17 protein-coding genes are annotated in these 19,609 nt (G+C 48.4%); 9 read left to right on the top strand and 8 right to left on the bottom strand.

Annotated elements, in window-relative coordinates; translation table 11 throughout:
- Nucleotides 1-8 precede the first annotated feature (8 nt).
- Together M975_RS19180 and ompL are read left to right on the top strand one after the other, a co-directional pair.
- Entirely contained in the window at nucleotides 9-1,421 is a 1,413-nt protein-coding gene (locus M975_RS19180) for an MFS transporter (RefSeq protein ID WP_064561473.1), read from the top strand.
- A gap of 73 nt (nucleotides 1,422-1,494) precedes the next feature.
- Complete coding sequence (gene ompL / locus M975_RS19175; RefSeq protein WP_064561472.1) at nucleotides 1,495-2,181, top strand: porin OmpL; 687 nt, start codon at nucleotides 1,495-1,497, stop codon at nucleotides 2,179-2,181.
- A gap of 72 nt (nucleotides 2,182-2,253) precedes the next feature.
- Here ompL and typA read toward each other — a convergent pair whose 3' ends face one another.
- Nucleotides 2,254-4,080, bottom strand: a complete 1,827-nt coding sequence (typA, locus tag M975_RS19170) for a ribosome-dependent GTPase TypA (RefSeq protein ID WP_064561471.1) — start codon at nucleotides 4,078-4,080, stop codon at nucleotides 2,254-2,256.
- A 343-nt stretch (nucleotides 4,081-4,423) separates the two neighbouring features.
- Here typA and glnA point away from each other — a divergent pair, with 343 nt between their 5' ends.
- The 3 genes from glnA (at nucleotide 4,424) to glnG (ending at nucleotide 8,448) form a co-directional block, all read left to right on the top strand.
- On the top strand, nucleotides 4,424-5,833 hold the full coding sequence (gene glnA, locus M975_RS19165; protein WP_064561470.1) for a glutamate--ammonia ligase: 1,410 nt from the start codon (nucleotides 4,424-4,426) through the stop codon (nucleotides 5,831-5,833).
- A gap of 147 nt (nucleotides 5,834-5,980) precedes the next feature.
- The gene (glnL, locus tag M975_RS19160; protein ID WP_064561469.1) at nucleotides 5,981-7,030 is read left to right on the top strand and encodes a nitrogen regulation protein NR(II); all 1,050 of its coding nucleotides are present in this window, start codon (nucleotides 5,981-5,983) and stop codon (nucleotides 7,028-7,030) included.
- Nucleotides 7,031-7,038: 8 nt separating this feature from the next.
- Nucleotides 7,039-8,448 (top strand): nitrogen regulation protein NR(I), encoded by a 1,410-nt coding sequence (glnG, locus tag M975_RS19155; RefSeq protein ID WP_034461490.1) that lies wholly within the window; start codon nucleotides 7,039-7,041, stop codon nucleotides 8,446-8,448.
- Between the two features lie 107 nt (nucleotides 8,449-8,555).
- Here glnG and hemN read toward each other — a convergent pair whose 3' ends face one another.
- A complete protein-coding gene (gene hemN / locus M975_RS19150; RefSeq protein ID WP_064561468.1) occupies nucleotides 8,556-9,929 on the bottom strand; it encodes an oxygen-independent coproporphyrinogen III oxidase in 1,374 nt (457 codons plus the stop codon).
- 149 nt (nucleotides 9,930-10,078) lie between these two features.
- A complete protein-coding gene (gene yihI, locus M975_RS19145) occupies nucleotides 10,079-10,600 on the bottom strand; it encodes a Der GTPase-activating protein YihI (RefSeq protein ID WP_064561467.1) in 522 nt (173 codons plus the stop codon).
- A gap of 586 nt (nucleotides 10,601-11,186) precedes the next feature.
- On the opposite strand from yihI, the gene yihA reads away from it, so the two are divergent.
- Entirely contained in the window at nucleotides 11,187-11,843 is a 657-nt protein-coding gene (yihA, locus tag M975_RS19140) for a ribosome biogenesis GTP-binding protein YihA/YsxC (RefSeq protein ID WP_064561466.1), read from the top strand.
- 87 nt (nucleotides 11,844-11,930) lie between these two features.
- On the opposite strand, the gene spfP is transcribed toward yihA, so the two are convergent.
- Together spfP and polA are read right to left on the bottom strand one after the other, a co-directional pair.
- On the bottom strand, nucleotides 11,931-11,978 hold the full coding sequence (spfP, locus tag M975_RS23650; RefSeq protein WP_071892919.1) for a small protein SpfP: 48 nt from the start codon (nucleotides 11,976-11,978) through the stop codon (nucleotides 11,931-11,933).
- Nucleotides 11,979-12,131: 153 nt separating this feature from the next.
- Nucleotides 12,132-14,924 (bottom strand): DNA polymerase I, encoded by a 2,793-nt coding sequence (polA, locus tag M975_RS19135; RefSeq protein WP_064561465.1) that lies wholly within the window; start codon nucleotides 14,922-14,924, stop codon nucleotides 12,132-12,134.
- Between the two features lie 447 nt (nucleotides 14,925-15,371).
- Between polA and M975_RS19130 the strand changes: the two genes are divergently transcribed.
- Nucleotides 15,372-16,259 carry an acyltransferase gene (locus M975_RS19130; RefSeq protein ID WP_064561567.1) on the top strand — a complete coding sequence of 296 codons (888 nt, stop codon included), beginning with the start codon at nucleotides 15,372-15,374 and terminating at the stop codon, nucleotides 16,257-16,259.
- A gap of 31 nt (nucleotides 16,260-16,290) precedes the next feature.
- Here M975_RS19130 and dsbA read toward each other — a convergent pair whose 3' ends face one another.
- The 3 genes from dsbA to M975_RS19115 all read right to left on the bottom strand — a co-directional run bounded on the left by dsbA (nucleotide 16,291) and on the right by M975_RS19115 (nucleotide 18,275).
- On the bottom strand, nucleotides 16,291-16,914 hold the full coding sequence (gene dsbA / locus M975_RS19125; protein WP_064561566.1) for a thiol:disulfide interchange protein DsbA: 624 nt from the start codon (nucleotides 16,912-16,914) through the stop codon (nucleotides 16,291-16,293).
- A gap of 28 nt (nucleotides 16,915-16,942) precedes the next feature.
- Nucleotides 16,943-17,929: a serine/threonine protein kinase gene (locus M975_RS19120; RefSeq protein ID WP_064561464.1), complete on the bottom strand. Its 987-nt coding sequence runs from the start codon at nucleotides 17,927-17,929 to the stop codon at nucleotides 16,943-16,945.
- 76 nt (nucleotides 17,930-18,005) lie between these two features.
- On the bottom strand, nucleotides 18,006-18,275 hold the full coding sequence (locus M975_RS19115; protein ID WP_064561463.1) for a YihD family protein: 270 nt from the start codon (nucleotides 18,273-18,275) through the stop codon (nucleotides 18,006-18,008).
- Between the two features lie 24 nt (nucleotides 18,276-18,299).
- On the opposite strand from M975_RS19115, the gene mobA reads away from it, so the two are divergent.
- Nucleotides 18,300-18,929 (top strand): molybdenum cofactor guanylyltransferase MobA, encoded by a 630-nt coding sequence (gene mobA / locus M975_RS23040; RefSeq protein ID WP_064561462.1) that lies wholly within the window; start codon nucleotides 18,300-18,302, stop codon nucleotides 18,927-18,929.
- A complete protein-coding gene (mobB, locus tag M975_RS23035; RefSeq protein ID WP_064561461.1) occupies nucleotides 18,930-19,433 on the top strand; it encodes a molybdopterin-guanine dinucleotide biosynthesis protein MobB in 504 nt (167 codons plus the stop codon).
- Nucleotides 19,434-19,609 lie beyond the last annotated feature (176 nt).

Genomic DNA, 19,609 nt, shown 5'->3' with positions numbered 1-19,609 from the left:
GGTCGGCCATGAATGTATTAACGCTAAAACTCAGTTTGCGAGAAAAGTTCGCGTACGGCATGGGGGATTTTGGCTCAAACCTAATGCTGTGTATCGGTACGCTGTATCTGTTGAAGTTTTATACGGATGTGCTTGGTCTTCCGGCATTTTACGGCGGCGTTATTTTTCTGGTCGCCAAATTCTTCACCGCCTTTACCGATATCCTAACCGGCGTGTTGATTGATTCACGCCGGAATATCGGCCCCAAAGGGAAGTTTCGCCCTTTCATTTTTTATGCGGCAATGCCGGTGGCGCTGGTGGCAACAGCACAATTTGTGGATACCGGTTTAACCCTGACGATGAAAACGGCGTTATCGACTGTATTGTTTATGTTGTTCGGCCTGTTTTACAGCCTGATGAATTGCTCTTACGGCGCGATGGTTCCGGCGATAACTAAAAATCCGCATGAACGCGCGCAACTGGCGGCGTGGCGGCAAGGTGGCGCCACACTTGGGTTGCTGCTTTGTACTGTGGGATTTATACCTATTCAGGCGCTGTTTGTTGAGCGCTCATCGCTGGGTTATTTAGTTGCAGCAACACTCTTCGCAACCTGCGGGTTATTTTGCATGTGGTGGTGCCACAGCGGCGTCAAAGAGCGTTATGTGGAAGTGGTGCCGGAAAGCCATAAGCCGGCCATCGCTAAGTCGTTTCTCGCAATCTTTCGCAACCCGCCTTTGCTGGTGTTATGCATCGCCAATCTTTGCACGCTGGCGGCTTTTAACATCAAGCTGGCAATTCAGGTTTATTACACCCAGTACGTACTGAACGATATCCATCTGCTTTCCTGGATGGGATTTTTCAGTATGGGCTGCATCCTGATTGGCGTGCTGATGGTGCCAACGGCGGTGAAACGTTTCGGGAAAAAGCAGGTTTATCTGGGCGGATTGTTGTTATGGGCGGCGGGAGATTTGCTGAATTATGCCTGGGGAGACAGTTCGTTATCGTTCGTGCTGTTTTCCTGCATGGCGTTCTTTGGCACCGCGTTTGTCAACAGCCTGAACTGGGCGTTGGTGCCGGATACTGTGGATTACGGTGAGTGGAAAACCGGCATTCGCGCCGAAGGCTCGGTTTATACTGGTTACACGTTTTCACGCAAAATTTCGGCAGCACTGGCGGGCTTTTTACCCGGCATTATGCTGACACAAATCGGGTATATCCCCAACATCGCGCAGAGTGAAACCACGTTAAATGGCCTACGCCAATTGATATTTATCTGGCCATGCAGCCTGGCGATTACCGCAGCGATGACCATGGGGCTGTTTTATAAATTAAATGAACAGCGGTTTATGCAAATAATCGCCGAATTAAATGAACGCAAACAGGAGGCTTTCACTACACAACTGTCAGCTGACAATACCAAAGAAGCTTCCGCAACTTTATAAAAAAATAATGATTAACCGTCGCTCTTTAAATGGCGACGGCTTGCTTACGCCTATTACATTCAAGGATAAGAATATGAAAGTGTCACAATATCTCGTGTTATTAGCGTCTTCGATTCCCTTTCAGGTTTTTTCCGGCGCTTATCTGGAGACGCGTGAAGCCTACAATACCGCCTCAGAAGAAAGCGAAGTTATTCTGCGAGTCGGATATAACTTTGATATGGGAGCCGGGATTATGGCAACCAACGCCTACAACCTCGGGAAATGGGATCAAATAAAGCACAGCTATAACGAAATTGAAGGGTGGTATCCATTGTTCAAACCCGGTAAGTGGACATTTCAGCCTGGTGGTTTGATTAACGATAACAGCACCGGTTCCGGCGGCGCGCTTTATATGGATACTAATTACAAATTCACTACATGGTTTAATCTGACATTCCGCTATCGCTATAACCATAATAATTATGATTCGGTTGATTTACGTGGCGATAAAGACAGAAATGATACTCAGGAATTTGTGAATTACTGGAATTTTAAAGTTACTGATAGTTTTTTTTATACCTTCGAGCCGCATTATTTTTTGCGCGTAAATGATTTCCACAGTAAAAACGATAAAGATCATCACTGGGAAATTACCAACAAATTTATCTATAAGATTGATAAAAACTGGATGCCGTATCTGGAGTTACAATGGCTCGATCGCTGGAATTATTACAATAGTGAGCAGTATCGTATTCGTTTAGGAGTACGATATTCGTTTTAGAAGGGTATAAATCAGAGCAAAAAAAAGCCCCGCCTAAACAGGCAGGGCTTCAATGCTTTGCAGGAAAGAAACTTACGCTTCTTTGCCGCCACGACCCGCGCGTTTGCGGTCGTTTTCAGTCAGGTGACGTTTACGAATACGTACGGACGTCGGAGTCACTTCTACCAGTTCGTCATCATCGATGAATTCCAGAGCTTGCTCCAGAGACATCTTCTGTGCAGGAACCAAAGTAGTTGCTTCGTCAGTACCGGACGCACGCATGTTGGTCAGTTTCTTACCGGTCAGGCAGTTTACAGTCAGGTCGTTAGAACGACTGTGAATACCGATGATCTGGCCTTCATAAACTTCTGCACCGTGACCCAGGAACAGCTTACCGCGGTCCTGCAGGCTGAACAGTGCAAACGCAACTGCTTTACCCTGGCCATTAGAGATCAGCACGCCGTTCTGGCGCTGGCCGATATCGCCTGGTTTCACGTCATCATAATGGCTGAATGTGGAGTACAGCAGACCAGTACCAGAAGTCATGGTCATGAACTCAGTACGGAAGCCGATCAGGCCACGTGCTGGGATCAGGTAATCCAGACGGATACGGCCTTTGCCGTCAGGGATCATGTCTTTGACATCGCCCTTACGCTCGCCCATCGCCTGCATTACAGAACCCTGGTGCTGTTCTTCGATATCCAGAGTCACGTTTTCGAACGGCTCTTGCATACGACCATCGATCATACGGTTGATTACTTTCGGACGGGACACAGCCAGTTCGAAGCCTTCACGACGCATGTTTTCGATAAGAACAGACAAGTGCAGTTCGCCACGACCGGATACACGGAATGCATCCGCATCTTCGGTTTCGTCAACACGCAGTGCAACGTTGTGCACCAGCTCTTTGTTCAGGCGGTCAAGGATCTGACGAGAGGTAACATATTTACCTTCTTTGCCACAGAACGGAGAGGTGTTGACGTTGAAGAACATGGTAACAGTTGGTTCATCAACAGACAGTGCTGGCAGCGCTTCAACATTTTGCGTATCGCAAAGGGTGTCGGAGATGTTCAGCTCGCCCAGACCGGTAATCGCGATGATATCGCCTGCTTCGGCTTCGGTGGACTCAATACGCTCCAGACCGAGGTGAGTCAGTACTTTACCAACTTTACCGTTACGAGTTTTACCTTCGCTGTCGATGATAGTGATTTGCTGGTTAGGCTTCACTTTACCGCGTTTGATGCGACCAATGCCGATTACGCCAACGTAGTTGTTGTAATCCAGCTGGGAGATTTGCATCTGGAACGGACCGTCGAGGTCAACGCTTGGTGCTTTAACGTGGTCAACAATCGCCTGGTACAGCGGGGTCATATCTTCCGCCATCTCAGCATGATCGTTACCCGCGATACCCATCAATGCAGATGCATAGATGATTGGGAAATCGAGCTGCTCGTCGGTTGCGTCAAGGTTTACGAACAGGTCGAAGACCTGGTCAACAACCCAGTCAGGACGCGCGCCAGGACGGTCAACTTTGTTGATAACAACAATCGGCTTCAAACCATGGGCAAATGCCTTTTTGGTTACGAAGCGCGTCTGCGGCATTGGGCCATCCATTGCGTCAACGACCAGCAGAACGGAGTCTACCATGGACATTACACGTTCAACTTCACCACCGAAGTCGGCGTGCCCAGGGGTATCAACGATGTTGATACGGTAGTCATTCCATTTGATAGCGGTGTTTTTAGCGAGGATGGTAATCCCACGCTCTTTCTCCAAATCGTTGGAGTCCATCACGCGTTCAGTGGCTTCAGCACGTTCGTTACTGAAAGTACCAGATTGCTGCAGCAGCTTATCAACCAAGGTAGTTTTACCATGGTCAACGTGCGCGATGATGGCGATATTACGCAGATTTTCGATCACAACTTTGCCTCAGGCATTAGAAATAGCGCGTTATTGTACACGTATTAATCGAAGGACATAACAGGATCACAAAGAACTTTTACAAACAATGTAAAAAGTAATGGTTTGTGATCGCTTTCACGGAGCAAAAAAGGGCGCGACAGCGAAAATTGCACCAATATGGTGCTCAAATCTCAGATTGAAGCACTACATTGGTGCAAACTATCCATCGTGGTGCAGCCCTTTTGCACTATAGTGCGCATGATAGCGCCTTTTTAGGGTAATTTAAAAGTTGGCACAGATTTCGCTTTAATCATTTCAGGGCAACAAGCCAATTCAATGACCAAATCCGGGAGAGTTAAGTATGTCCGCTGAACACGTTTTGACGATGCTGAATGAACACGAAGTGAAATTTGTAGATTTGCGTTTCACTGACACCAAAGGTAAAGAACAGCACGTCACTATCCCTGCTCATCAGGTTACTGCTGACTTCTTCGAAGAAGGCAAAATGTTTGATGGATCTTCAATTGGTGGCTGGAAAGGCATCAACGAGTCTGACATGGTTCTGATGCCAGATGCTACTACTGCTGTCATCGACCCGTTCTTCGCTGATTCTACGCTGATCATTCGTTGCGACATTCTTGAGCCAGGCACCATGCAAGGTTATGACCGCGACCCGCGTTCCATTTCCAAGCGTGCTGAAGACTACCTGCGTTCTACTGGTATCGCTGATACCGTACTGTTCGGGCCAGAGCCAGAGTTCTTCCTGTTCGACGACGTTCGTTTCGGTAGCTCTATTTCCGGTTCTCACGTCGCTATCGATGATATCGAAGGCGCATGGAACAGCGGCACCAAATACGAAGGCGGCAACAAAGGCCACCGTCCAGCTGTTAAAGGCGGTTACTTCCCGGTTCCACCAGTTGACTCCGCACAAGACCTGCGTTCTGCAATGTGTCTGACCATGGAGCAAATGGGCCTGGTTGTTGAAGCTCACCACCACGAAGTTGCAACTGCTGGTCAGAACGAAGTGGCTACTCGCTTCAACACCATGACCAAAAAAGCAGATGAAATTCAGATCTACAAATATGTCGTGCACAACGTTGCTCATGCTTACGGCAAAACAGCGACCTTTATGCCAAAACCAATGTTTGGCGATAACGGTTCTGGTATGCACTGCCATATGTCCCTGGCTAAGAACGGCGTAAACCTGTTCGCTGGAGACAAATATGCGGGCCTGTCTGAGCAAGCGCTGTACTACATCGGTGGCGTTATCAAACACGCTAAAGCCATCAACGCCCTGGCTAACCCGACCACCAACTCCTACAAGCGTCTGGTCCCGGGTTACGAAGCTCCAGTCATGCTGGCTTACTCTGCAGCTAACCGTTCTGCTTCAATCCGTATCCCAGTTGTTGCGTCTCCGAAAGCACGTCGTATCGAAGTGCGTTTCCCTGACCCAGCGGCTAACCCGTACCTGTGCTTCGCAGCACTACTGATGGCTGGTCTTGATGGTATCAAGAACAAAATCCATCCGGGAGAAGCAATGGACAAAAACCTGTATGACCTGCCGCCAGAAGAAGCTAAAGAGATCCCACAAGTTGCGGGTTCTCTGGAAGAAGCACTGAGCTGCCTGAACGAAGACCGCGAGTTCCTGACTGCGGGCGGCGTGTTCACTGATGAAGCTATCGATGCTTACATCGCGCTGCGTATCGAAGAAAACGACCGTGTGCGCATGACTCCACACCCAGTTGAGTTCGAGCTGTATTACAGCGTTTAATCACGTTGTAAATATCCAACATTAAAATGTTGAGAAGCCCATCTTCGGATGGGTTTTTTTCTCCACAAATAACCTGTTGCAGCAACTTATTTTGCCGCCAGGAAACTATAATGCACCATCACAGTGCAAATTTTCGGAGACTGCTGTATGGCAACCGGCACGCTGCCCGATGCTGGGCAGATCCTGAATTCTTTAATCAACAGTATTTTACTGGTCGATGACGAGCTGGCGGTCCATTACGCCAACCCGGCGGCACAGCAACTTTTAGCGCAAAGTTCGCGCAAGCTGTACGGTACACCGCTACCTGAACTGTTGAGTTATTTTTCGCTAAATGTTGGCTTGATGCAGGAAAGCCTGACGGCAGGCCAGGGCTTTACCGATAACGAAGTCACACTGGTTATTGATAGCCGCTCCCATATTCTTTCTCTGACAGCACAACGTTTACCAGAAGGTTTCATCCTGATGGAAATGGCGCCGATGGATAACCAACGCCGTTTAAGTCAGGAACAGTTACAGCAGGCGCAGCAAATTGCCGCTCGTGACCTGGTCCGTGGATTGGCTCACGAGATTAAAAACCCTCTCGGCGGGTTACGCGGTGCAGCGCAACTTCTGGCAAAAGCCTTACCGGACCCTTCGCTCACTGAATACACCAAGGTGATTATTGAGCAAGCCGACCGCTTACGTAACCTGGTCGACAGGCTGTTAGGCCCGCAACAACCCGGCATGCACGTCACAGAAAGTATTCACAAAGTCACCGAACGGGTGATGAAACTGGTGTCGATGGAATTGCCAGCGAATGTCACGCTGATAAGAGATTACGACCCAAGCTTGCCAGAGTTGGCGCACGACCCGGATCAAATTGAACAGATTTTACTGAACATCGTGCGCAATGCGCTTCAGGCGTTAGGCAATGACGGTGGCGAGATTGTGTTACGTACGCGAACCGCTTTCCAGCTCACGTTGCACGGCTCGCGCTACCGTCTGGCTGCACGCATTGATATTGAAGATAACGGTCCGGGGATCCCGGCCCATCTGCAGGACACACTATTCTACCCAATGGTGAGCGGACGTGAAGGAGGGACAGGTTTAGGTCTTTCTATTGCACGCAACTTGATAGATCAGCATTCGGGAAAAATCGAATTTAACAGTTGGCCAGGCCATACCGAGTTTTCGGTTTACCTGCCTATTCGTAAGTAGAGGTCTTTATGCAACGAGGGATAGTTTGGATCGTTGACGACGATAGCTCCATCCGTTGGGTGCTGGAACGCGCACTGACTGGAGCGGGTTTAAGCTGCACCACATTTGAGAGTGGCAATGAAGTCCTGAATGCTCTTGCAACCAAAACCCCGGACGTTTTGTTATCTGATATTCGCATGCCGGGCATGGATGGTCTGGCGCTGCTAAAGCAGATTAAACAACGCCACCCGATGTTGCCGGTCATCATAATGACCGCTCATTCAGATCTTGAAGCAGCGGTAAGTGCCTATCAGCAAGGTGCTTTTGATTACCTGCCAAAACCTTTTGATATTGATGAAGCGGTGGCACTCGTTGAGCGCGCCATTAGTCACTATCAGGAGCAGCAGCAACCGCGCAATGTGCAGGTTAATGGGCCAACCACCGATATTATTGGTGAAGCGCCAGCTATGCAGGATGTGTTTCGAATTATTGGCCGCCTCTCCCGTTCATCAATAAGTGTGTTGATCAACGGCGAATCGGGTACCGGTAAGGAGTTGGTTGCACACGCTCTGCATCGCCATAGCCCACGCGTGAAATCACCTTTTATTGCGCTGAACATGGCCGCAATCCCGAAGGATTTGATTGAGTCTGAGCTGTTTGGTCACGAGAAAGGCGCGTTTACCGGTGCGAATCAAATTCGCCAGGGCCGTTTTGAGCAAGCCGACGGTGGCACACTTTTCCTCGATGAAATCGGTGATATGCCGTTGGATGTGCAGACTCGCTTGTTGCGCGTACTCGCTGATGGTCAATTTTATCGCGTTGGCGGTTATGCACCGGTAAAAGTCGATGTACGAATCATTGCCGCGACCCACCAGAACCTTGAGTTGCGCGTGCAGGAAGGGAAATTCCGTGAGGATTTGTTCCATCGCCTGAACGTTATTCGCGTGCATTTGCCCCCGCTGCGTGAACGCCGCGAAGATATTCCACGTCTGGCTCGCCACTTCTTGCAGGATGCGGCCAAAGAACTGGGCGTGGAAGCGAAATTGCTGCACCCGGAAACAGAAAATGCGTTAACGCGCCTTGCCTGGCCTGGAAACGTGCGCCAACTGGAAAACACTTGTCGTTGGTTAACCGTGATGGCTGCGGGCCAGGAAGTGTTGATTCAGGATTTGCCTGCTGAGCTATTCGAAACAACCATTCCCGATAGCCCGGCGCATTCTCAGTCAGACAGTTGGGCAACACTTCTGGCGCAATGGGCGGACCGCGCATTACGTTCCGGTCATCAAAATCTACTGTCTGAAGCTCAGCCTGAAATGGAGCGCACATTGCTAACAACAGCACTGCGGCATACGCAGGGACACAAGCAGGAAGCGGCTCGTTTACTTGGCTGGGGACGAAATACCCTGACGCGTAAATTGAAAGAGTTGGGAATGGAGTAAAAAAAGGGATAAGCCAGCGCCATCTGGCTCTTTCTGGTGGATGTCGCTTCGCTAATCCCCCCTACTGATCGTGTAGGTCGGATTAGCGAAGCGACATCCGACACAGATCAGATAACGCGAGAGAACTGCTGCAACCGCGCCTTCTGACGCAAGTAACTATCAAAACACATGCAGATATTACGGATAAGCAGGCGACCTTTTGCCATCACCTGAATGTGTTTTCCGTCGATATCCACCAGCCCATCTTTCGCCAGTGGTGAAAGCAATTTCAGGTCTTCTGCGAAGTACTCTGCAAAATCCACATCCCAAAGCTGCTCGATTTCCGCAAAGCTAAGCTGGAAATTACAGATAAGCGCCTTGATCACGTCACGGCGAATGCAGTCATCACGGGTTAACGCCAGGCCACGCCACAGCGCATCGCCTTGGCTATCTACCTGTTGATAATAGGTTTTAAGCTCTTTCTGGTTCTGCGCATAACAGTCGCCAATCATGCTGATGGCAGAAACGCCCATCCCAAGCAAATCTGTATCACCCTGCGTGGTATAGCCCTGGAAATTACGATGCAATTTCCCTTCACGCTGCGCGATCGCCAGTTCGTCATCTGGCCGGGCGAAGTGGTCCATACCAATAAACTGGTATCCGGCATGGGTCAGCGAGCCGATAGTTTCTTGCAGAATATCGAGTTTTTGCTGAGCGCTGGGTAAGTCTGCATCTTTGATTTTACGTTGTGCGGCAAACAGAGTCGGTAAGTGCGCATAGTTAAAAACGCTTAACCGATGCGGGCTAAGTTCAGCAACACGCTTGAGCGTGAAGGCAAAACTTTCTGGCGTCTGTTTTGGTAGGCCGTAAATCAAGTCGATATTGGTCGAGGTGAAACCGAGTTCACGCGCACGTTGAATCAGCGCAAAGATAAACTCTTCATCTTGCTCACGGTTAACCAGGCGCTGCACTTCTTTGTTGAAATCCTGCACCCCCATACTCAGGCGGGTAAACCCTTCCTGACGCAAATGGTCCAGCACATCGAGTTCAATTTCACGCGGATCAATTTCAATAGAGAGTTCAGCATCTTCGTTGAAACTGAAATGACCCCGTAGAAGCCCCATCAGACGGCTTATCTGCGCTTTACTGAGGTAAGTGGGTGTACCGCCGCCCCAATGCAGTTGACTGACGTGACGGCCTTTAAAGAGCGGCGCACGGTGGGCAATCTCTTGCTCCAGGGCATCGAGATACTGATCGGCCTTATGCGTCTGGCGAGTCACGATTTTATTGCAGCCACAGAAGTAGCAAAGCTTGTGGCAGAACGGGATATGGACGTATAGCGAAAGCGGGCGCTCAGGATAACGAGCAACCGCTTCAAGAAATGCCGCCTCGCCAAAGCCCTCTGAGAACTCCAGCGCGGTAGGATAAGAGGTATAACGCGGCCCTGAATAATTATATTTCTGGATCAGGGCCAGATCCCAATCAATTAACTGCTCAGACATGCTTACTTCCTCCGGTGATGCCGCATTCGTTGACGGCGCAACGATTTTTGCAATCGCGACAACCGCCGTAGTTTAACGAATAACCACAGCAGATAACACACCAGAGGAATAACCACGCAAAGAACAGGTAATCCCATTGAGATTTACCGTTAGTCGGTGCCTTTGAGCAGACGCATTAAATCATCGCCTTTCTCTTTTTCTTCTTCATCTTCGTCATCTTCATAGGCGATGCCGAGTTCAGCCATCAGCGCATCGATGCGATCAAGCTTAGCGTTAACCCAAGCCTGCTCTTCTGCGTTGAGTGTTTCACCTTCTTCAAGACGCTCTAACAGCGCATCCAGGCGCTCATCGTTCTCCAGCAAATCCAGTTCAGCCTGTGGTGTTAGCATAGGTTTCTCGACTTTAGGTTTGTGCTGTTTAGGTTTTTTGACCTGGACTTCAGTTACGCCCAGGGCGATTGGTTTTTTGCTGCCAATGCGCGGATCTTTAGCCTGTGAGCTGCCACTTCCACTTTTTTCCTGCGTGCCACCGGTTGAACGGCTACCCGCTGCGTGCCCGCTGCGTTTTTTCTCACGCTTACGGTCACGTGCTTCACGATCGATCTCTTCACGCGTTTTGCGACGTGCTTTTGAAGGTTTGGAACCGGGTGCTGCTGAGTTTTGTTGCTTCATAATAAATTATCTTGAGCCATTTTTATTCAGTATAGAATTGCGGCGGAATCTAGCAGAAAGCAAGCAAAGAAAAAAGGCGGCAGGTTAACCTGTCGCCTTTTTCTTGTCTCTGGACCTATATAAGGTCACACAATCCCTGTTTGCACTCGACGCCCTGTCTTTCCCTTGCAAACAACTTCCGTGTAAATCCTTGTCCTTTTTAAACGTCTCCAGACGTTGCCTCCTGGCATTTTCCTGGTTCTTCGCCATCCTGACGATCCTGAACCCTCATCCTGAGTTGCTATCCTTGGTGGCTCTCCTTTGCCTGTGCCGCTTACTTTACTCTTACCCTTTGATTCTACAAGACGACTATTTGGGTTAAGTCATTAATGTAATCCATCGAATAACACCTAACACATTGTTATATATATTTTTTTAATTATGTCTGCATCTAACAACACTGCGTTGTCTGTCATTATGAATGGTCAATGTCTTACAAACCAAGGGCGTATTTCTGTAATCCTGCCAGCCTTGCCGAGAAACACGGCGTTTTCTCCCCGTTCAGGTATAATCCCCCACAATGCTCATCCTGAGGGAGACAACCGTTTTGAAAAACTGGAATTACCAGCTGACCCACTTCGTGCTTAGCGCACCGGACATTCGCCATTTACCTTCTGATACCGGTATTGAGGTTGCTTTCGCAGGCCGCTCCAACGCAGGGAAATCCAGCGCATTAAATACGCTGACCAACCAGAAAGCCCTGGCGCGTACCAGTAAAACACCAGGCCGTACGCAGCTCATCAACTTGTTTGAAGTGGCTGAAGGCTTACGTGTAGTGGATTTACCGGGCTATGGCTACGCGGAAGTACCGGAAGAAGTAAAACTGAAATGGCAGCGCGCGCTTGGCGAGTATCTGCAAAAACGTAATAGCCTGAAAGGTTTAGTCGTGCTGATGGATATCCGTCATCCGCTGAAAGACCTTGATCAGCAAATGATTAACTGGGCTGTTGCGAGCGGCATTCCAGTGATGCTGCTGTTAACCAAGGCCGACAAACTGGCGTCTGGCGCGCGTAAAGCACAGCTGAAAATGGTGCGCGAAGCGGTGGTGGACTTTGGCGGAGATATTCAGGTAGAAGCGTTTTCATCGCTGAAAAAGATCGGTGTCGATGTACTGCGTCATAAGCTCGATGGTTGGTATAACGATATCCCACCAGCGACCGAAGAAGATGATGTAGAAGAAGACGACGAAACATCTGGCGAATAAAAAGAGGCATGGGTTCGCCCGTGCTTTTCCTGACTCGCGCGCAATAAAAAACGCCCCAGTCATTACTGACTGGGGCGGCTAAAATATTCAGCCAAATCCGATTACGTGAAGTAAAAGGTCTGAAAGATAGAACATCTTACCTCTGTACCCTACGCAAATAACTCTACTCCTTTTTATTCGGTTGAAAAAGCATTTTTTGTAGTTTTTTTTCACCCTTTACACTCCGATATTGAAGCGTCATCACAAAAAGCTATGAGTTATGTTGCTTAGTTACATAAACCGTCTTTATTAGTGAGCTTCATCCCAATTTGCACCACTGCCCACTTCCACCAGCAACGGCACATCAAGTGTCATACTGCCTTCCATCAGTTCGTGGATTTTCTTCGATACGGCGGCCAAATCATCCTGGTGAACTTCAAACACTAATTCATCGTGCACCTGCATGATCATTTTCACGCGTGGTTTTTCTGATTCCAGCCAGGCATCAACCGCAATCATTGCGCGTTTAATAATATCAGCCGCTGTTCCTTGCATCGGGGCATTAATCGCCGCACGTTCAGCTCCTGCACGACGGGCCGCATTGCTGGAGTTGATGTCAGGTAAGTACAGGCGACGGCCATCCAGCGTTTCGACATAGCCCTGCTCTTTTGCCTGTTTACGAGTGCGTTCCATATATTCCAGAACACCAGGATAACGTTCGAAGTACAGATCCATGTATTTCTGCGACTCTTTGCGTGGAATATTGAGCTGACGCGACAAACCAAATGCACTCATGCCATAAATCAGGCCAAAGTTGATAGCCTTAGCACTGCGGCGCTGTTCGCCTGAAACACTATCCAACGGAAGGCCAAACACTTCTGCGGCTGTCGCACGGTGAATATCTTTGCCTTCCGCAAAAGCAGTGAGCAGCCCTTTGTCGCGGGATAAATGCGCCATGATGCGCAATTCGATTTGCGAATAGTCGGCAGAAACGATCAGGTAATCTTTTGGCGCAATAAAAGCCTGGCGAATACGACGCCCTTCTTCATTTCGCACTGGGATGTTTTGCAGGTTTGGTTCGGTAGATGACAAACGCCCGGTAGCCGCAACAGCCTGATGATAAGAGGTGTGTACGCGCCCGGTTTTCGGGTTAATCATCAATGGCAGTTTATCGGTGTAAGTCGATTTCAGTTTTGCCAGGCCACGGTGCTCAAGAATAACTTTAGGCAGTGGGTAATCCAGAGCCAGTTCTTCCAGCACTTCCTCAGAAGTTGACGGTGCGCCACCCGGGGTTTTCTTCAGCGGCTTGATGCCCTGCTTTTCAAACAGAATAGTTTGCAGCTGCTTAGGAGAAGCCAGATTAAAGGCTTCGCCTGCGATTTCATGAGCCGTGATTTCCAGTTCAGCAAGACGTTTGGTGAGCTGCTCAGAATGTGTGTGCAGCACAGCCGGATCAATCTTCACGCCATTTCGTTCAATGCGTGAAAGCACAGGCACCAGCGGCATCTCAATGTTTTTAAAGATGCTCAAAGGCCCTTCGCGCTGCTCGAGTTTCGGCCACATTTTCAGGTGCAGCTGCAAGGTCACGTCTGCATCTTCTGCAGCGTAACGCCCGGCTTGCTCAAGATCTATTTGGTTGAAGGTCAGCTGCTTTTTACCTTTACCGGCAATTTCTTCAAAAGTGATCGTGGTGTGCTTCAACCAGCGAGCTGACAGGCTATCCATATCATGACGGCCCGCAACGCTATCAAGAATGTAGGACTCCAGCATGGTGTCGAACGCGATACCACGCAGCTCGATACCGTAGTTCTGCATAATGCCACGGTCATACTTAAGGTTTTGACCCACTTTGAGAACGCTTTCATCCTCAAGCAATGGCTTGAGCAGCTCTAAAGCACGCTCACGTGTAATTTGTACCGGCGCATCTAAATAGTCATGCGCGACAGGGATATAGCATGCAACGCCCGGCTCAGTGGCAAATGACAGACCAACCAGATTCGCACTGATATTATCCAGGCTGTCAGTTTCGGTATCAAAGGCGATGACAGGGGCTTTTTTCAGGCGGGTAATCCACTCCTCAAGTACGCTTTCTTCAAGAATGGTGACGTAGTTGTCATGCGAGAGTGCATTAGCTGGCTCTTCCGGTTCAACTTCGGCTTCAATCTCTACCGTTTTCGTGGATTGTGCCGCAGGTTTTGCACCCTTAGCTTGCATCCACTTGCCGGCTTCGACGTCCGTGATCCAGCGTTTAAATTCATATCGTTTGAATAAGTCGAGAAGCTCTTCATCTGCCGGCTGCTGGACTTCTAACTGTTCGCAGCCCAGCTCAAGCTCCACATCTGTTTTGATAGTGGCCAGCTTATAGGAGAGGTAAGCAAGATCTTTGCTTTGCTCAAGCTTCGCAGCCATGGTCTTCGCACCACGGAATGTCAATTCTGCAATTTTCTCCGGGTTGGCATACAGCGTGTCCAGACCACCTAAACCTTGCAGCAGAGCCTGTGCGGTTTTCTCACCCACACCCGGCACACCAGGGATGTTATCTGAGGAGTCGCCCATTAATGCCAGGAAATCGATAATAAGTTCTGGAGGAACGCCATATTTGGTACGGACTTCATCCGGTCCAAGAATGGTATTCGTCATGGTATTAATGAGCGTGACACCCGGCGTAACCAGTTGCGCCATGTCTTTATCGCCGGTACTAATCAGCACCGGGCGGCCAACACGTTCCGCCTCAAGTGCCAGAGTACCAATCACGTCATCAGCTTCCACGCCTGAAACAGCCAGCAGCGGCAAGCCCATAGCTTTAACCATTGCATGGAGTGGCTCAATTTGAGCACGCAGATCGTCAGGCATTGGCGGGCGGTGAGATTTGTAATGCTCAAACAGCTCGTCACGGAAGGTTTTGCCTTTAGCATCAAACACCACAGCGGCATGCGTCGGTTGATACTGCAACAACAGACTGCGCAGCATATTCAGCACGCCGTACATTGCCCCGGTCGGTTCACCTTTGCTATTGGTCAGCGGTGGAAAGGCGTGATAGGCACGATAGAGATAAGATGAGCCATCAACGAGGATAAGTGGGTTTTGCGCAATCTGAACCATAATGTTCCGTTCCGTGACTGGTTTTTTAGTTTATGGCTAAAGGATGCCATAGCCTGGCTGAAAACATGAACTTTTGAGGCAGATAAGGTGAAAAGTTTTGTTGATCTTCGAGATCGCCCTCAAGATCAATATTGTGGATAAGTTTGTGCATAATTCTTTAAGCAATTGATTGCTTAATACAAAAGAAATCCAGCCCCCGGTAAATACTATTATTTATCATGGTGTTATGTTTTGTCTATTCATTGAGAGGAGATTTCATGAATGATCTATAAATGTGGATATAAAAAATAACTATGTCTTAGAGCAATAATATCGGAACCCCATCACACACTGTTCTTTAATGAGCAGTTTTAGTTTCATCACCTACTAATGTTTTCTGATAAAATTTCCCCCTTATTATCCTTTCCCCGACAACTGACACTCTCTAACCATCTGAAAAATTTACTTATGACGAGATTATTCGCCGCGATAACGTTGATTCTGAGTGTCGCTCTTACCATTCTGGTAACTATTGCCTGCTCAGTTCCCATTATTATCGCCGGCATCATTAAGCTGCTATTACCCATCCCCATCATCTGGCGCTCAATCTCAGTATTTGCTGATTTTATGATGTACTGCTGGTGCGAGGGTTTGGCTTTGCTACTTAAGCTCAATCCGCATTTGAAGTGGGATGTGGAAGGGCTGAATGATCTCAGCAAAAAGAACTGGTACTTGCTGATTTGTAATCACAGAAGCTGGGCAGATATCGTCATTTTGTGCGTGCTATTTCGTAAACATATCCCGATGAATAAGTACTTCTTAAAGCAGCAACTCGCCTGGGTGCCATTTATGGGTCTGGCCTGTTGGGCTTTGGATATGCCTTTTATGAAACGTTATTCGCGTGGCTATTTACTCAGCCACCCGGAACAACGCGGTAAAGACGTTGAAACAACCCGCCGTTCCTGCGAAAAATTTCGCTCTCATCCCACAACGATTGTGAATTTTGTCGAAGGCTCAAGGTTTACCCAAGAGAAGCGTCTACAGACACGCTCAGCTTTTCAAAACCTGCTTCCACCGAAAGCTGCGGGTATCGCAATGGCGCTCAATGTATTAGGGAAACAGTTCGACAAGCTGCTCAATGTGACGCTCTGCTATCCTGAAAACGCGCAAAGCCCGTTCTACGATATGTTAACCGGCAAGATGACCCGGATTGTGGTGAGAGTTTCGCTGGTGCCGATAGCAGAGGATCTGCATGGTGACTATGTGAATGACAAAGGATTTAAGCGGCGCTTTCAACAGTGGTTGAATGCGGTGTGGCATGAGAAAGATGCTTTGCTAACGAGTATCAAACAATAGAAGAAAGCCGGTCATTGACCGGCTTTTTTAATTACTTTTTCTCGACCAGGAACTTAGCCACTTCAGCATACTGCTGGACGAATACGTCCATATTGCTGGTGTCCATTCCTTGTGGATTCAACTGGTATTTACCGTTCACGAAAATAGCAGGAACACCCTGCAATTGCAGGTCAGCTGCTGCTTTCTCTTGTTGAGCAACCAGAGATTTCACCACAAAGCTGTTCCATGCCGCATCGTATTCTTCTGCTTTAATGCCAGCATCAATGAACACTTTACGGATGTCCGCAACGTTTTGAACAGATTGGGTTTTCTGAACAGCTTCAAACATTGGTGCGGTGATTTTGTCTTCCACGCCCAGAGCCATCGCAACCGCCCATGCCTGAGTCAGATCCTTGCCCAATGGGCCGAGGAACTCAACATGGTATTTGGTCATCTTGGTGCCTTCCGGCAGCTTTTTCTTCACATTATCAGAAACATGAAGCACTTCTTCAAACTGGTAGCAATGCGGGCAATAGAAAGAGAAGAACTCTAATACTTGTGGTTCACCAGCGACAGGTTTTTCCAGAGTCACGAACTCTTTGCCGTCAGTGAACTGCGCAGCAGACACGCTAAATGCCAGGATCATCCCCGCCAGCGCCAGCCAAATCTTTTTCATCATCAAATCTCTCCTGAATAAATACTGATTAATACATTGGCGTTAATGTTAATGGTGGTTCACGTAGAACCCGAACCTGCTCTGTAAAAGTCGCAGTTTGTGTTCTCCAGTAATCTTCGTCTGTAATCCACGGAAAATTTCTGGGGAAAGCAGGGTCATCCCAGCGTCGAATTATCCACGCGAGATAATAAACCATCCGCATTGCTCGTAAAGGTTCTATGAGTGCAATTTCGTCTGATTCAAAGGGGGCAAACTCTTCATACGCCTCAACAATCATTTCCAGCTGCATTCTCTGCTCGGCTTTTTCACCATTCAGAAGCATCCAGATATCCTGAATTGCCGGGCCATTACGGGCATCATCCAGATCGACAAACAATGGACCATCGCGCCAGAGAATATTCCCCGGGTGACAGTCGCCATGTAATCGTAGTGACTGGAAATTGCCATGCCAGCGAAGTTTCACTTCCTCGATTAGCACATCAGTGGCTTTGAGAAAGTTTTTCTTGAGTGCTGCTGGGATCAGTTTTGTATGCTCAAACAGTTCACGCGGTTCAAACAAATACTCATTTAAGCCGATATCAGGACGAGCGGCAAATTGCTTACGGCGCCCGGTTTGATGAATACGGCCAAGGTAACGACCCACCCATTCCATTTGATCAAGGTTATCTGTTTCGTATTGTCTCCCGCCTAAGCTGGGAAACACTGCGTACATAAAGCCTTGATGACGTAGTAATGTTTGGCCGTTGAAATGCATTGGCGCCGCGACCGGAACTTCATCTGCTTGCAGTTCAAGGGAAAACTGATGTTCTTCTTCTATCTGCTCTGGGGACCAGCGGTGGGGGCGATAAAACTTCACCACATAACGTTTGCGATCCTCGTCCTGAAACTGATAGACGCGATTCTCAAAACTGTTGAGTGGGGTCAAGCCGGAATCCACCCGTATGCCCTGTTCGAAAAGGGCATCCATGATGGTATCCGGATGTAGTGTTTGAAAATTGAAAGCGCTGTCTGTCATCCAGGCAACCGACTGTAAATACGAATAGTTGAGGATAACATTTCATAGCCGTTAAAGTGGCCTGGCTTACAAGCTTTTACTCTTTAATTACGCCACGGGCGCGCAATAATGCCGTCTTAAAATCTTCTTCGTAGTCTTTCTGAATGCCAGGAATAACAGCATCTTTCGCAGAATCACGCATTTTCAGATGATAGATAAGCACATCATCGGTGAGATCGGTTAATTCACCGGTAAAACCTGACTCTTTACTCAGTTTCTGCAAAAATTGAATCAAGTTGAGATCTGGCTCTTTCTGCCATGCGGGCTGAAGTAGCTCGAGCAGTTCGTTAAGGCGTTTACATTTCATGATTGTGCTCCTTTCACATGAGAGATGTCACACGTTAGCAGGCTCAAACCCACATTAAAAGAGGCGATATTAGTGAGATGTTTAACGGAAGTGACGGGTGTGGTGTTGGCCGGTGGAAGAGCAACAAGGATGGGCGGCCAGGATAAAGGACTTATCAGTCTGAATGGCCATCCCCTGTTTGAACACATCATGAGTAAGCTTGCGCCTCAAGTGGGTAATGTGGCGATCATCGCCAACAGAAATATCGAAATATATCAGTCTGTTGGTGTTAATGTTCTGAGCGATACACTGCCTGATTATCCAGGGCCACTGGCTGGAATGTTGTCGGCAATGCAGCACCTGAGTGGCGAATGGTTTCTGTTCTGCCCGTGCGATACGCCTAATATCCCCGAGGATCTGGCATATAAACTGTGGGTGCAAAAAGAAGAATCCTGTGCAGTATGGGTGAACGATGGTGAGCGAGATCATCCAACCATTGCACTTATGCACCGTAAACTCATCACGGATCTTGAGCAATACCTGGCCGCTGGTGAAAGAAGAGTGATGCTTTTTCTGCGTGAAGTGGGCGGGAAACCTGTGCTGTTTGCGCATCAGATGCAAAACTTCATCAACGTAAATACACCTGAAGATCTTATGCAATGGGAGAAACAATAGATGCTGCCATTGTTAGCGTTTGCAGCTTGTAGTGGGACGGGGAAAACAACGCTGTTGAAGCGAGTAATTCCTTTATTGAATGAACGAGGTATTCGTCTTGGGCTGATTAAACATACGCATCACGATATGGATGTAGATAAGCCAGGAAAAGATAGTTATGAACTACGCAAGGCTGGAGCGGCGCAAACCATTGTTGCGAGCCAAAAGCGCTGGGCACTCATGACTGAAACACCTGATGAGAACGAGTTAGATCTTTACTACCTTGCCAGCCGAATGGATGAATCATCACTGGATGTGATACTGGTCGAGGGTTTTAAGCATGAATCAGTACCCAAGATACTGCTCTATAGAGAGGGTACTTCTCTGAATGCTGGCGATTTAGCGATCGATAGCCATGTCATTGCCATCGCCAGTGATGTAAATCTGCGCATATTACTCCCTATCCTGGACATTAATCACCCTGAACAAGTCGCTGACTTCATCGTTAACTGGTTAAAAAAATAGAAATTTAAGAAACAAACGGAGAAAAGCAGGCAGGAATTTCATAAATCGCAGACAGCAAAAAGCCCTGTACGTCAGTACAGGGCTTGTATTCGTATCATCCTGATACTCACCCCTCCGGGGCCGTCGCGAGCGACGTGCAACATTGTTCCCGACAATGTTGTCCACTTATCAGGCAC

The sequence above is a fragment of the Buttiauxella brennerae ATCC 51605 genome (genome assembly GCF_001654925.1).
GTDB lineage: Bacteria > Pseudomonadota > Gammaproteobacteria > Enterobacterales > Enterobacteriaceae > Buttiauxella > Buttiauxella brennerae.
This window is presented reverse-complemented; position numbering and strand designations above follow the sequence as displayed.